The organism is Nocardia sp. Tas62D01, assembly GCF_055232035.1.
The window spans coordinates 2,081,840-2,095,178 of sequence record NZ_JBUYUZ010000001.1; the positions used below are offsets into that span (position 1 = coordinate 2,081,840).

The 13,339-nt window shown below is 68.3% G+C and carries 12 protein-coding genes; 6 read left to right on the plus strand and 6 right to left on the minus strand.

Annotated features, from left to right (window positions below; genetic code table 11):
- Positions 1-109 precede the first annotated feature (109 nt).
- A complete protein-coding gene (locus tag ACV7NQ_RS10210; protein ID WP_463365608.1) occupies positions 110-3,511 on the plus strand; it encodes an AAA domain-containing protein in 3,402 nt (1,133 codons plus the stop codon).
- Here the strand turns inward: ACV7NQ_RS10210 and ACV7NQ_RS10215 are convergent.
- A complete protein-coding gene (locus tag ACV7NQ_RS10215) occupies positions 3,508-4,686 on the minus strand; it encodes an amino acid deaminase/aldolase (protein ID WP_463359399.1) in 1,179 nt (392 codons plus the stop codon). The two genes, ACV7NQ_RS10210 and ACV7NQ_RS10215, sit on opposite strands and share 4 nt — an antisense overlap.
- A gap of 55 nt (positions 4,687-4,741) precedes the next feature.
- Entirely contained in the window at positions 4,742-5,221 is a 480-nt protein-coding gene (locus ACV7NQ_RS10220; protein WP_463359400.1) for a TetR family transcriptional regulator, read from the minus strand.
- A 429-nt stretch (positions 5,222-5,650) separates the two neighbouring features.
- On the opposite strand from ACV7NQ_RS10220, the gene ACV7NQ_RS10225 reads away from it, so the two are divergent.
- Positions 5,651-6,397 carry a tyrosine-protein phosphatase gene (locus tag ACV7NQ_RS10225; protein WP_463359401.1) on the plus strand — a complete coding sequence of 249 codons (747 nt, stop codon included), beginning with the start codon at positions 5,651-5,653 and terminating at the stop codon, positions 6,395-6,397.
- A 68-nt stretch (positions 6,398-6,465) separates the two neighbouring features.
- On the opposite strand, the gene ACV7NQ_RS10230 is transcribed toward ACV7NQ_RS10225, so the two are convergent.
- Both ACV7NQ_RS10230 and ACV7NQ_RS10235 read right to left on the minus strand, forming a co-directional pair.
- Positions 6,466-7,701, minus strand: a complete 1,236-nt coding sequence (locus ACV7NQ_RS10230; protein WP_463359402.1) for a class I adenylate-forming enzyme family protein — start codon at positions 7,699-7,701, stop codon at positions 6,466-6,468.
- Between the two features lie 94 nt (positions 7,702-7,795).
- Positions 7,796-8,590: an enoyl-CoA hydratase/isomerase family protein gene (locus ACV7NQ_RS10235; protein ID WP_463359403.1), complete on the minus strand. Its 795-nt coding sequence runs from the start codon at positions 8,588-8,590 to the stop codon at positions 7,796-7,798.
- Positions 8,591-8,696: 106 nt separating this feature from the next.
- Between ACV7NQ_RS10235 and ACV7NQ_RS10240 the strand changes: the two genes are divergently transcribed.
- The 4 genes from ACV7NQ_RS10240 (at position 8,697) to ACV7NQ_RS10255 (ending at position 12,363) form a co-directional block, all read left to right on the plus strand.
- A complete protein-coding gene (locus ACV7NQ_RS10240) occupies positions 8,697-9,722 on the plus strand; it encodes a glutathione S-transferase family protein (RefSeq protein WP_463359404.1) in 1,026 nt (341 codons plus the stop codon).
- Between the two features lie 159 nt (positions 9,723-9,881).
- Positions 9,882-10,613 carry a hypothetical protein gene (locus ACV7NQ_RS10245; RefSeq protein WP_463359405.1) on the plus strand — a complete coding sequence of 244 codons (732 nt, stop codon included), beginning with the start codon at positions 9,882-9,884 and terminating at the stop codon, positions 10,611-10,613.
- The gene (locus ACV7NQ_RS10250; protein WP_463359406.1) at positions 10,610-11,584 is read left to right on the plus strand and encodes an ABC transporter ATP-binding protein; all 975 of its coding nucleotides are present in this window, start codon (positions 10,610-10,612) and stop codon (positions 11,582-11,584) included. The genes ACV7NQ_RS10245 and ACV7NQ_RS10250 overlap by 4 nt, the downstream gene beginning before the upstream one ends.
- Complete coding sequence (locus ACV7NQ_RS10255; RefSeq protein WP_463359407.1) at positions 11,581-12,363, plus strand: ABC transporter permease; 783 nt, start codon at positions 11,581-11,583, stop codon at positions 12,361-12,363. The genes ACV7NQ_RS10250 and ACV7NQ_RS10255 overlap by 4 nt, the downstream gene beginning before the upstream one ends.
- 23 nt (positions 12,364-12,386) lie before the next feature.
- On the opposite strand, the gene ACV7NQ_RS10260 is transcribed toward ACV7NQ_RS10255, so the two are convergent.
- Positions 12,387-12,662 carry a hypothetical protein gene (locus ACV7NQ_RS10260; protein ID WP_463359408.1) on the minus strand — a complete coding sequence of 92 codons (276 nt, stop codon included), beginning with the start codon at positions 12,660-12,662 and terminating at the stop codon, positions 12,387-12,389.
- A gap of 119 nt (positions 12,663-12,781) precedes the next feature.
- The gene (locus tag ACV7NQ_RS10265) at positions 12,782-13,150 is read right to left on the minus strand and encodes a hypothetical protein (protein ID WP_463359409.1); all 369 of its coding nucleotides are present in this window, start codon (positions 13,148-13,150) and stop codon (positions 12,782-12,784) included.
- Between the last annotated feature and the right edge of the window lie 189 nt (positions 13,151-13,339).

Sequence of the window (13,339 nt, forward strand, 5' to 3'; positions counted from 1 at the left end):
CAGACGCGCTAGCTACAGTGTTGCCGTCCGGCGCGTATCGCTGCGCTAGTCGGCAGCGGGTGTCCCGCGTGCGGTGTCCCGCAAAGACACAGGAGGGCCGCGTTTGTTCGTGTTCGGTGATCGTGTCGTCTGCACCGCCGTCGACCTCGTGCGCGCGGCGCGTTGTGAGTTTGCTCTGCTGCGTGCCCTCGATGCCGAACTGGGCACTACCGCGCACCTTGTGGATGCCGCACCCGACCTGGTGACGCTGCCGCGCACCGGGTTCGACGACTCCCGCGAACGCAGGCTCGCGGACTTCCGGGATCGGTTCGGCAGCACGATGGTGGAAATCCATTGCGCCGCCCGCGAGTCCGACGAACCCTCCGCCCGTATCGCCGCCCTGCGCGACGCGCACGCCGAGACCGTCGCCGCGCTACGGGTCGGCGTGCACGTGATCCACGGTGCCACCTTCTTCGACGGCCGGTTCGCCTGCTCGTCGGACTTCCTGGTGCGTGCGGGCCATCGGATCCGCTACACCGTGCACGGCACCGCGGCGGGCCCGCCGGATCAGGTGGGCGCCGCGCTCGAACTAGCCGCCTGCGCCGAAGCATTGGATGCCAGCGGGGCGCTGACCGCGCCGCTGGTCCGGCTGCACCTCGGCGAGAACAGCACCACCCACGCGCTCACCAACCTGGTGCCCGTCTACCTGGCGCGCCGCGGTCGCGTCGAACGGATTCTGGACGACAAGCTCAGCGAGTTGTTGCCCGTGCAATGGGGCGATCCCCGCTACCTCACCTGCGGGCAGTGCCCGACCTGCACCGCCGCGCTATCGGCGGCCCGCGATCTACTGCTGGTGGCCGGCATGCCGCGCACCGCGCGAGCGCGGCTGCGCGAAGCGGGCGTGAGCACCATCGACCGGCTGGCAGGCACCGAGTCCACGGTGCCGGGCGTGCCGCCACGGACCTTCGGCGTGCTACGCAAACAAGCCGAAATCCAGCTGCGCCGCGAGGATTCCGGCAAACCGACACATCAGCTGGTCGACGTGATCGCGCTCGGCGCGCTACCACCGCCCTCGCCGGGCGATCTCTCGCTCACCATCGATGAGGGCCAGGCCGGGCAGCCGTTGGGCATCGAGGTGGGCGGCCCGGGCACCGTGCATTTGGCCTTCCGAATGGAACCCAGCGACGAGGCCGCCGGGCAGCGCCGCGCGCTGGAGGAGGTGCTCGGCTACCTGGAACAGCGCCGCCGGATGTATCCGGACATGCACATCTACCACTACTCGTCGGGGGTCCGGTCGGCGCTGCTGCGCTGGACCGGCGCGCACGGGGTCGGCGAGGAGGTCGTCGACGACCTGATGCGCGGGGGCGTGCTGGTGGATCTGTACCCGATTGTGCGCAACGCGATGCTCATCGGGGAACGGTCCTACCGACTCAGCAGGCTACGGCGACTGCTACCCGGCGAGGCGCATTCGTCTGTCGCCGAACGTGATTGCCTCACCGTGCTGCGGCTGCGGGACTGGCTGGTGGACCGGGCCGCCGAACAGCGGATCGACCCGCGGGCGGTGACGCTGGAGCGGGCGCGTTCGTGGTGCCTGGTGGCCGGGCCCGATGAGCAGGATCTGGTGCCCCCGTCCCGTCCCTCCTCGATCGAGGCCGCGCTGGCGGAATTCGCGGCGATCCACGCGACCGAACCACACCATCCGGCCGCCCTGATGGCCGCCGCGCTAGGCTACCACCGACGCGAACGCCAGCCACTGTGGTGGGCGCACGCCGACCGGCTGAGCCACCCGGTCGACGAATGGGCCTATGCCCCCGGCGTGCTCGTCGCCGACTGGGGGACGGTGGACACCAAATGGCATCGCAGCCCGCACCGGGCGACTATGCGCCGCTATCTCACGCTGACCGGACGGATCGGCGTCGGTTGGGGCGCCGACACCGGCGTGCGGACAGCGGGAGGTGCGGGTCCGAATACCGCCGGTGCGGTGGCGGCGAATACCGTTCTGGCGCCAGGTACCACTGTGTACACCTTCTACGACCGACCGGTCGCCGCCGGAATGGTGGCCGCCGTCGGCCAGCGCGCCACCGCCATCGCCACCGTGCTCGGCTGTTCGGTGGACGCCGAATTCGACGACACCGTGCGGCTGGAGGAACTGCTGTCGGATGGCTGCGAGCCCTATGACGACCTACCGACCGCCATCGCACCCGGACTACCCCTCTGGGACGAAACCACAGAGACGGCAGTCGAATTCGTCGCGCAAGAGCTGCTGATGGCGCTGCCCGAGGTGCCCTCCGGCGCGATCTTCGACATTCTCGCTCGCCGTGCGCCACACCTACGCGGCGCACGCGCACTACCCGACGTGCACGGTGACCACGCCGCGGCGATCACCACCGCCATACGTGAGCTGGACAATTCGTATATCGCGGTGCAGGGTCCGTCGGGCGCCGGCAAGATCTCCACCGTCGCCCGCGCGATCGAACGCCTCGTCACCCGGCACAAGTGGCGCATCGGCATTGTCGCGCAATCGCATTCGACGGTCGAGAACCTGCTCGACCTGATCGTCGAGATCGGGGTGCTACCGGAGCTGGTGGCGAAGAAGGATGTCCAGTCGGTGGCGCCGGAATGGGCCGTGATCGACGGCGCCCGGTACGCACGGTTCCTGGAAAATGCCGTCAACGGGTGCGTAATCGGCGGCGCCCCGGCAGATTTCGCGAACGACGAGCTGGTCTCGCACGAGCGCCTCGACCTGTTGGTGATCGCCGACGCCGGTTTCTTCCCGCTGGCCGACACCGTCGCGGTCGCGGTCAGCGCGCGAAACCTATTGCTGCTCGGGGATCCCGCGCCGTCGACCACCCGTAGCGCCCACCCGGAGCCGGTCGGCGAGTCGGTACTCGGCTGGCTCGCCGAGGGGCGCAATACGCTGCCCGCAGAGCGCGGCTACTTCCTGGACCGGACCTGGCGCATGCATCCGCTGGTCTGCGAACCGATCTCCCGGCTGTACTACGACAGCAGGCTGCGATCCAACGAAACCGTCACGCTCGCACGGCAACTCGACGGCGTGCCGCCGGGCATGGAGACCGTGCTCGTCAACCACACCGGCAACTCCCTGGAATCGGTGGCCGAGGCGCGCGAGGTGGTCCGCCGCGTGCGCGCCCTGCTCGGACTGCCGTGGACGACCGGCGCGATGACCAGGCGGCTGCATCCGCACGATATTTTCGTCGTCGCACCCTACAGCGCACAGGTCGGCTTGATCCGAACCATGTTGGCGCGCGCCAAGATCGAGGATGTGCTGGTCGGCACGGCCGACCGCTTCCGTGGCCGGGAGGCCGCCGTCGTACTGCTGTCGATGACCACGTCCAGTCCGGCAGATGCGCCCTATGGCATGCCGTTCCTGTTGTCGCGCAGTCTGGTTCAGGCCGCGCTGTGCCGGGCGATGTGGAAGGCGTTCATCATCCGCTCCCCCTTGCTCACCGAATACCTGCCCGCCGCCCCGGACGATCTGTCGGACCTGGCGCGCTTCCTGCGGTTGAGCTAGCCGAAGCAGTTGCCCTCGCCACGGTAGGTGGGCACGGTAGTGCGGGTGCCGTCGCTGTCGACCAGGTGGATCCGGTCGAAGCGTTCGCACAACTCGCCCGCCTTGGCGTGCCGGAACCACACGCGGTCGCCGATCTCGACTTCCGCGGCGCCCGACAGCGGGGTCTGCACTTCGCCGGTACCCTCGGTGCCGATCAGTCGTAACCCATCGGGCCACACCGGTTTCGGCACCCGAGACGGACCGGTCGGTCCGGAGGCGATGTAGCCGCCCGCGAAGACGGTGGCGATCGACGGCGTCGGCTTGCGCAGCACCGACGTGGCGAAAAACAGTGCGGGGCGCGGGGTGAAGGCGCGGTAGTGGTCGAACAGCGTCGGCACATACAGCCCGGAACCCGCGGTCACCTCGGTGACAGCGGGATCGGCGATGCTGACCTCGATCGACCCGCTGCCGCCGCTGTTGACGATCTCCAGCTTGCCGACCACCGAGCGGACCGCCTCCAGCACCTGCCTGCGCCGCTTGGTGATTTCGGCTGCCGAGGCCTTCTTCACCAGTCGCACCGCGATATTCGAGTCGGGCAGCCCGGCGATCTGCGCCTCGTAGGTCATGACGCCGACCACCTCGAAGCCACGCTGCACCGCCGCACGGGCCAGCGCGGCCGCTTGGTCGGGGGAACGTACCGGCGAACGGCGCACACCCAGGTGCAGCGGCCCGATCCGCAGTGACGCGTCCACGTCCAGACACACCCTCGGGCGCACCAGGTTGCTGCCGAGCGCAGCGCGCACCAGCTCCAACTGGTCGACGTCGTCGACCATGAGCGTGATGGATTTCCGCAGAGTGTCGTCGGCGGCGAGTTCGGCAAGCGCGGTGCGGTCGACGGTCGGATAGCCGAGCAGCACGTCGCGGGCGCCGCGACGAACCAGCCAGATGGCCTCGGCCAGCGAATAGGACATGATGCCGGCGAACCCGCCGTCGGAGGTCAGCTCGGTGCCGAGCACCTGCTCCAGCACCGCGCGGCAGCGCACCGACTTGCTTGCCACGCGCACCGGCACACCGCCCGCACGGCGGACCAGGTCCGCGGCGTTGGCGCGCAGCGCGGTCAGGTCGAGGGCGGCCAGCGGCGGGTCCAACTCGGCCGTGGCCGCATGAAGTGCGGCGATCGGCGACGTCTCGGTCACCAGAACAACTCAACCACCAAACTGGTCATGCGTCCAGTATCGGCGGCGAGGCCAATCAGACTTCCGCGGCCCTGGTGGCCAGGCTGCTGACCAGATCGTCGAGTACCACCAGGGTGGTCTCGTCATTGCAATCGGCCAGCCAGCGCAGCACGGTGCCCTGCAGCACCGACACCGCATAGGCGGCGATGGCCTCTACCGGCTCCAGCCACTGGGCGCCCGAGCGCGCGGCGCACAGGTCCAGGAACGTCGCGACCTCGGTATCCATCTCTCGGAACACGGCGGACGCGGCCGGGTCGGCGAGACAATCGGTCTGCAGATCCCACCGCTGACGCAGTGCTTGCACGGTTGCTTCATAGGCGCGGATCTGCTTGGCCGGAGCGGCCTTGACCAGCGGCCAATACGCACTCACTCCGGCATGCAGCAGCACCCGCAGCGCTCGAACTCCGGCGAAATCCAGCGAGGCGGCCGCCTTCTCGACGGCCTCGTAGATGGTCGGCCGCAACCGGCCCTCCACTATTTCTCCACGAACGCTCAACGACGACTCCCTCGGCGAAAGAACTCACGCGCCCTCGGGCGGCGCGACTCGCTGAACATGGCGGGCCGCTCTCGAGAATCCCCAGCTAGGGAATCCCCTGGCGGTCCGGTCCAACATTCATCAATGGTAGTGGGTTTTCGGGGTTTAAGAATAGGTTCAGTGGGTAATTCCAGACTGAAAGAATGTTTTGTTACCTAACCGGAATCGCACTGCGACCCCCCGGGTCCGCTGGAATCGCCTTCCTGGGCGCGACTCTCGGTATCCCTCCCGCTAGACACACCGTTGTCCACTCTACGGTCACCCCCACCCCAACCCCCGCATCCTGTGGGTGATCACACATCGAAACCTCGCAAATCGATCACCTCGTCGTTGGGTGTTCGATCCGAGAACGACACCATCTCGACGCTCTGGGGCCGATAACCTGGATCGGTGACTCTCTCGCCCCCCGCTGACCATTTCTCTCTCTCCGGCACGTTCAACTTCCGAGATGTCGGCGGTCTGCGGACCCACGACGGCGCCAAGGTGCGCCCCGGTGTGCTGCTGCGCTCGGCCCAACTCAGCGGCCTGGACGCGACCGGACACGGCATCCTGCGCGAACTCGGCGTTACCGACGTGCACGACCTGCGTGGCCTGCGCGAGATCGACCACATCGGCCACGACAACCTGCCCGACGGGGTGCGGCTGAACATCACCCCGTTCGATTCCCGGATGGGCGAGGCGCCGCCGCACGACGCGCAGACCGGATCCGCGCTGGCGCACATGCTCGAGGTCTACCGGATGTTCCCGGCGCTGCCCGAGGCGCACCTCGCGATCGTCGCCATCGCGGAATCGGTCGCGCGCGGCGAGGGCGCGGTACTGGTGCACTGCGCCGCGGGCAAGGACCGCACCGGCTGGGCGATCGCCACGGTGCTGCGCGCGGTAGAGGTCACCGAGGAGGACGTGCTGGCCGACTTCCTGCTCAGCAACGGCGCGGTGGCCTCGCTGCGCGCCATGATGTCGACGAACCTGGCCGCGGACCACGAACTTTCCGACGATCTGCTCGGTGTCCGGGAGGAATACCTCGGTATCGCGATGGAGTCGGTGCGCGAGCGGCACGGTGAGTTCGAGGTCTACCTGAGTGCCATCGGCTTTACCGACGAACTGCGGGCGCGGCTGCGCGAGCGACTGCTGGAGTGAGCGGCTGCCTCGCCTTCGCTCGGCCCGGCGCGGGCTAGGGACGGACTTCGTCCGACTGGGTCATCGGGCTACTCGGCCTGTCCACGGCGGACCAGACCGTCGGCCTCGATGGTCACCTGGTCGCCGGTGTGGAACCAGCTTCCGGTGAAGCGGTCCGCGGTGGACTTCGGGTCGTTCCAGTAGCGGCGGGTGACATTCGGTCCGCGACAGAGCAATTCGCCGTGACCGGCGCCCGCCAGCGGACCCCACAGCGCCAATTCCGTTCCGCCGAAGGGGAATCCGAGCGCGGTATCGGCGCCCGCGGTTTCGGCATCGTCGACCGCGAGGCCGATCCCGCTGGTTTCCGTCGCGCCCCAGACCGACCACTGCCGGGCCGCCGGGAACATATCCCGCAGCGCCGCGGCCAGTTCCGTGGAATCGGCGGGCGCCGCCGCCCGCTCGGCGCGATGACCCGCGTTGCTGATCAGGGCGATGGCTTCGGTGCGCAGGCCGTCGCCGCGCAGCGTCGTCAGTTCCGGTAGCAGGCGGCCGAAGATGCGCGGTGTCGCCGACACCATGTCGATCCGTTCGGTCACCAGGGTGTTCGCGAGTGTGCGATAGTCCGGCGCGAGCACCACTGTGCCGCCCACCGCGAAGGTCGGCAGCAGCTGGTCCACGCATCCACTGGCGTGCGCCAGCGGCAGCAGCACCAGGTTGCGCAATCCGTCGGTCGGCAGGTCCAGCGCCGCGACCACCGAACGGACTGCCGACAACAGGTTTTCGTTGGTCAGCTCGACACCCTTCGGCGCCGCGGTGCCACTGGTGTAGCACAGCAACGCCAGATCACCCAGTGCCGCACCGTCATCGATGAATGCGGCGCCATCCGGCAATGCGGAGTCACAACCACCCGACCCGAGCACGAAATCGGTACTGCTGTCGGCGATCACCCGCTCGGCCACCTCGGCGGGCAAGCCGTCGTGCACAAGCACGGGTACCGCACCGCTGAGCAACGCACCGAGAAAAGCCTGCACCCAGCGGGCGCCCGCGGGCATGTGGATCGCGACCCGATCGCCGAATCCGATCCCGTGCTCCTGCAATCCACCCGCGATCCGGGAGGCCGAATGCCACAGCTGCCGGTAGGTGAGCCGGGGGCCGCCGACCTCGACGACGGCCTCCCGGCTCGCGAAGGCATGCACTTGCAGATCGAGCAGTTCGGTGAGCGCGGGCGTGAGGTTTCCGTAGCGCAGCACTCCGTCGGCGCCGCGCGCCAGCGGGACGTCGCAGGCATGCGGGGTCAGGGGGTACTCGACCAGGAGCTGTGACATGGGTCCTCCGCACGCCTCGAACCGGCAGGCTCCTGCGACTATATGACTCGAGTCACATTTTTTCTGCGATTAGGCGGCGAACATGTCCGACTTGTCATTTGCCGGTGTAAGTGGCCTTGCCCGGACCGACTTCGAGGAAGCTGCGCACCGCGCCACGCAGATCGGCGGTGTCGAACAGTGCGCCGGACACCTCCGGCGTCACCGAATCGGCATGTGCCACTCCACCGGAACGCCACGCCTCGATGATCTGCTTGGTCGCGGCATGCGCCCGGGTCGGTCCCTGCGCAAGGCGATGGGTGAGTTCCCTTGCGGCGGTGTCGACGTCGTCGTGCACGGAGTTCACCACGCCCCACTCGGCCATGGTCGCGGCGTCGTAGAGGTCTCCGGTCATCACGAACTCACGGGCCCGGCCCGATCCGGCCCGCTCGGCCAGCCGCTGCGGGCCGCCCATCGACGGGGTCAGGCCGACCACCGTCTCCACCAGGCCGAACTTCGCCTTCGGCGCGGCCAGGATCAGGTCGCAGGCCAGCGCGATCTCGAAGGCGGCGGTCAGGGTGAGCCCATGCGCGGCGAACACCACCGGGCACGGCAGCGCCTCCAGCGGATGGATGATCTGGGCGAACAGGGTGCGCCACAGCTCGGCGCCCTGCTTGATCGACAAGCCGTCGAACACGTGCACGTCGACACCACCGGACACCAACTTGCCCTCGGCGCGCAGCAGCAGTGCCCGCGGCGGGCGGGCCGACAGCTCGGCGAGATCGGCGACCAAGGCATCGAGCATTGCCTGATCGAAGAGGTTCAGCGGCGGATTGGCCAGCGTCAGGGTGGCCACCTCCGCACCGCCGTCGGTGCTGCCGCGTTCCAGGCGAGTTGCTTTCGTTTCACTCATCCGGCGAGCCTAGAAGACGCGGTCGGACGCATTCCGTCGCCGGCCCGCGCCGGACCGAGCGAAAGCGAGGCAGCCGCTGAGAAGCTCCATCTGCGAGAATGTCGAGGTGACGAAGTCGGCATCCGAAAGTGGTTCCTACGTCGAGCCAGGCGAGTTCAAGCGCGACACCAGATACATCGAGACGCGGATCACCGCGGACGGCCGCGACGGCTACCCGGTCGAGGCCGGTCGGTATCGACTGGTCGCGACGCGGGCCTGCCCATGGGCCAACCGCACACTGATCGTGCGCCGACTGCTCGGCCTCGAGGACGCGATCTCACTCGGGCTGTGCGGACCGACGCACGACCAGCTCAGCTGGACCTTCGATCTCGATCCCGGCGGGGTCGATCCGGTGCTCGGCATTCCCCGGCTGCGCGACGCCTACCTGGCGCGCTTCCCGGATTACCCGCGCGGCATCACCGTGCCCGCCATGGTGGACGTCCTCACCGGCCAGGTGGTGACCAACGACTACGCGCAGATGACCCTCGACTTCTCCACCGAATGGACAGAATTCCACCGGCCCGGTGCGCCGCAGCTCTACCCAGAGGCGCTGCGGGCCGAGATCGACGAGGTGAACCTCGCGGTTTTCCATGACGTCAACAACGGGGTGTACCGATGCGGTTTCGCAGGCGCCCAGGACGCCTACGGCGCCGCCTACGACCGCCTCTTCGCCCGGCTCGACTGGCTGACCGAGCGACTGACCGCGCAGCGATATCTGGTGGGCGACACCATTACCGAGGCCGATGTCCGGCTGTTCACCACGCTCGCTCGGTTCGACCCGGTGTATCACGGTCACTTCAAATGCAATCGGAACAAGCTGTCCGAGATGCCGGTGCTGTGGGCGTATGCGCGCGACCTCTATCAGACGCCGGGCTTCGGGGACACCATCGATTTCGGCCAGATCAAGACGCATTACTACGTGGTGCACACCGACATCAACCCGACCAGGATCGTGCCCAAAGGTCCCGATCTGGCCAACTGGCTCACCCCGCACGGCCGGGAAGCGTTGGGCGACAGGCCGTTCGGCGACGGCACCCCGCCGCCGCCACCGCGGCCGACCGAACGGGTGCCCGCCCTGAACTCTCCGGCTTGAGCGCGGCAACCGACGCGACCGAGACAAGCGATCAACGGCACAGCCTGGAAGCGGCACAGCCTGGAACCCGGTTCATTGGGTACTTCGTTGTCATGACGAGCTGATGGCCCTCGGTGCCATACAGTTCAACCAGCAGAGGCGGAAGAGGAGGATGTCGCCGTGTTCAAGGGCACGTTCGAGAAGACGGTGGTCCAGCTACTCGATACCGGGTCGCGGCTACAGGCGCCCGCCGTCGTCAAGTACGTCGACCGCGTCCGGCGCTCGTATCCGGCCGAGAGTCCCGCGCAGATCATCGCGCGGCTGGAAAATCAGTACCTGCTCGCGGTGACCGGCAGCGGTAGCGCGGTCGGCGCCACGGCCGCGGTGCCCGGCGTGGGGACTATTGCCGCGATAGCGGCGGTCAGCGCCGAGACCACCTTCTTCATGGAGGCTTCGGCCGTGTTCACCCTTGCGGTGGCGGCCGTGCACGGCATCTCCCCGGAAGACAAAGAACAGCGCAGGGCCCTGTTGCTCGCCGTGGTGCTCGGTGACACCGGGATGGAGATCGTCGAGAAGACCGTCGGTCATTCGGCGGAGAACTGGGGCACGCTGTTCGCCAACCGCATTCCCGGACTGTCGGGCATGAACGACTCGCTGCTCAAGCGGTTCATCATCCGCTTCATCACCAAGCGCGCGGCGCTGATGGCGGGCAAGGTGGTTCCGGCGGGCATCGGCGCGGTGATCGGCGGCTTCGGTAACCGGGCTCTCGGCAAGACCACAATCATCAACGCGCGCATGGCATTCGGACCGCCGCCGACCGTATGGCCCGCCGACCGGCACCTCATCGTCGACGCGGATCCGCTGACCGCGCTGGACACGGCGAAGCTGCAACCCCCGACCACCCCGCGATGAGCGCGAGCAGACCACCGGCGTTTTCCGTCCGCAGCCTGAGCAAGCGCTACAACCTGGTGTCGGCGGTCGAGAACGTAAGCTTCAGCGTTCCGTTCGGCACCACCGCTGCCCTCGTCGGGCCAGCGGGTGCTGGCAAGACGACGATCCTGCGGATCCTGCTCGGCCTACTCGCGCCGACGACCGGCACGGCCGAGGTAGGCGGGCCAGGATCGGTCCGTACCGCACGAGCGGTGGGCGGCGTGCTGGATCCGCGCGGTCTGCATCCGGCGCGCTCGGCACGAGACCATCTGCGGGTGTACGCAGCGGCGGTCGGTGTCGAGGACGAACGGGTCGACCAGGTGATCGACCTGGTCGGGCTCGGCGATGCTGCCGACACCCGCGCCGCGGCGCTGTCGGCCGGGCAACAGACCCGGGCGGCACTGGCGACGGCACTGCTCGGCAATCCGCCGCTGCTGATCCTCGACGAACCCGGGACCGGGCTGGATGCCGCGGAACGCGGATGGCTGCAGGAGTTCGTGCGCAGGCACGCTCGGCGTGGCGGCTCGGTGCTGTTGTCCAGCGAGACCCTCGCCGCGGTGATCCCGGTCGCGGACAGCCTGATCGTGTTGAGCGAGGGTTCGGTGGTGTACCAGGGCACCCCGGCAAAGCTGCGCCGCGGCCATCCCGATCGTCTCGTGGTGGCCGCGTCTACCCCGATCGCGCTGGCGACCACGCTCGCCGCGCAGGGCTTCACCGACGCGGTGATCCGCCCGGACGGCCGACTCGCGGTGGCCGAGGCGACCGAGGGGCAGATCCACGACGCGGCGAAGGCCGCCGGCGTGCGCCTGGACAGCATCACCCCCGACCCGATCCATCCCGACCGAGTACTCGCCTCGCTGACCAAACCGGCCCGCGCGCAGCCCAGCTTCACCCCGTATCCCGGGGTCGCCGCCCCGAATCCAACGCCGACGCCCTACGGGATTCCACGATGATCGACATCCTGCCCGCGGGCCTGATCCCAGCGGTCAACTCCGAGGTACGTAAGGTCACCACGCTGCGCCCGAGCCGGATCCTTGCTGTCGCGGTGCCCGCGATCGCGATCGTGGCGAGCGCGGTCACCGCCATCCTCGCCGGACCGGCCGACCCGAAATCCAATCCCGCCACCGGCGCCGCGACCATCGGCCTGTACCTGGGCCTCGCGGTCGCGATCCTGATGGCGGGCGCCTTCGGCGCGGCGGGCGCCGGTGCCGAATATCGCTACGCCACGATGCCGATCACCGTGCTGTTCACCACGGATCGCGATCGGCTGGTCGCCGCGAAACTCCTCGTCACCGCCGGATTCGCGCTGGCGACGACGCTGGTGGTCGAACTGATCGGCCTGGCCTGTCTGATCGGATTCGGGCACGGCAAATTCGACATCGGCCTGCGGCTGTTCACCGTGCTCGGCGGCGGACTGCTCGCCGCGGTGTGCTGGTCACTGATCGGGGCCGGTCTCGGTCTGCTGCTGCACACCTCGACCGGCGCGGTCGCGGCCCTGCTCGGCTGGCTCGTCATAGTGGAACCCCTGACCTGGCTCGTCGCCAAGGGCTTCGGCCTGGCGGGCTTCGCCACCCTGCTCCCCGGCTCTGCCACCATCAGCTCCGTCGCCGTCGGCTCGTTCGGGGACAGCAACTTCCTGGCTCCGACTCCGGCCGCTGTGGTGGTCCTGCTGCTGTGGACTATCGGCGTCGCAGGCGCGGGCTGGTGGTCGGTGCGGCAGCGGGAGTTCTGAGCCCGGTCGGGTAGTTCGACGGGCTACCCGACTCCCCCGTTCCGCAGCAGGTTCACGATCTCACCGAGCCGCTCCTCGATCACATCGAGTCTGGTGTCGACCGAATCGAGTCTGGTGTCGACCGAATTAAACCTGCCATCGACCGCGTCGAACCTCCGGTCCAAATGGCGAAATCGCTCATTGGTCTTCTTGGCGAACCGATCGAACTTCTGGTCGGCGACGACCTGCAGGTCATAGACGTCGTCGACGTCGTGACGGAGCTGGCTTACCCGACGATCGAACTCCCCCTGAGTTGTCATGCGGCAAGCGTAGCGGTGGGTACCGACACCGCCAAGAGCCGAGCAAACCGACGTCAGGAACAAGTGAGGACGGCGTGGACCGACGCGGCTGGATGCGCAGGCTGTGAGCCGAATGTCGGTCACACAGCGGCATAGTCGCGGGGATCGCGGCCGCGGTGGTGGCCGGTGCCTTGGTGGAGATCGCCGCGCCCCTGCTCACCAAGCGGGCTCTGGACGCGGCCGGAGTCGGCAATACCGCGATCATCGAGATCGTTGCAGGTGATCGCGCTGGTGGTGTACCGGATACGGCCCCGGCTGCTGCGCACGCCGTCATCGATCGCAGCCGACTCTGCGGATGCCGTCGAGCCGAGGCGTCGGTGCTGGTAGCGAGCCGATCGCTGGCCCAAGGCAGGACCACCGTCGTGGTCGCGCACCGGCTCGGCGCGGTCGTGCGGGCCGATCGGATCGCGGTTGTCGAGCACGGGAAGATCGCGGAAATCGGCTCCCACGACGCGTGTTGGCCGCCGCCGGACCATATTCCCGCCTATGGGCTGCGGCTCGGGAAACGGGGGGAATATTCTCGACCACGGACGAGTCGTCATCTATGGGATCGGGACTGTCGGGTGGTCAGTAGATCCGCCGGCCTGCTGCTGGGCCTATCCTCAGATAGGGCGCATCGGCGCGCATCCGCTGATCCC

What these genes read in the sequence shown, in the direction of transcription:
- ACV7NQ_RS10235 (WP_463359403.1), bottom strand. Translation starts at nt 8,590, where the DNA reads ATGAGTGAAACGAAAGCAACTCGCCTGGAACGCGGCAGCACCGACGGC.
- ACV7NQ_RS10230 (WP_463359402.1), bottom strand. Translation starts at nt 7,701, where the DNA reads ATGTCACAGCTCCTGGTCGAGTACCCCCTGACCCCGCATGCCTGCGAC.
- ACV7NQ_RS10250 (WP_463359406.1), top strand. Translation starts at nt 10,610, where the DNA reads ATGAGCGCGAGCAGACCACCGGCGTTTTCCGTCCGCAGCCTGAGCAAG.
- ACV7NQ_RS10255 (WP_463359407.1), top strand. Translation starts at nt 11,581, where the DNA reads ATGATCGACATCCTGCCCGCGGGCCTGATCCCAGCGGTCAACTCCGAG.
- ACV7NQ_RS10260 (WP_463359408.1), bottom strand. Translation starts at nt 12,662, where the DNA reads ATGACAACTCAGGGGGAGTTCGATCGTCGGGTAAGCCAGCTCCGTCAC.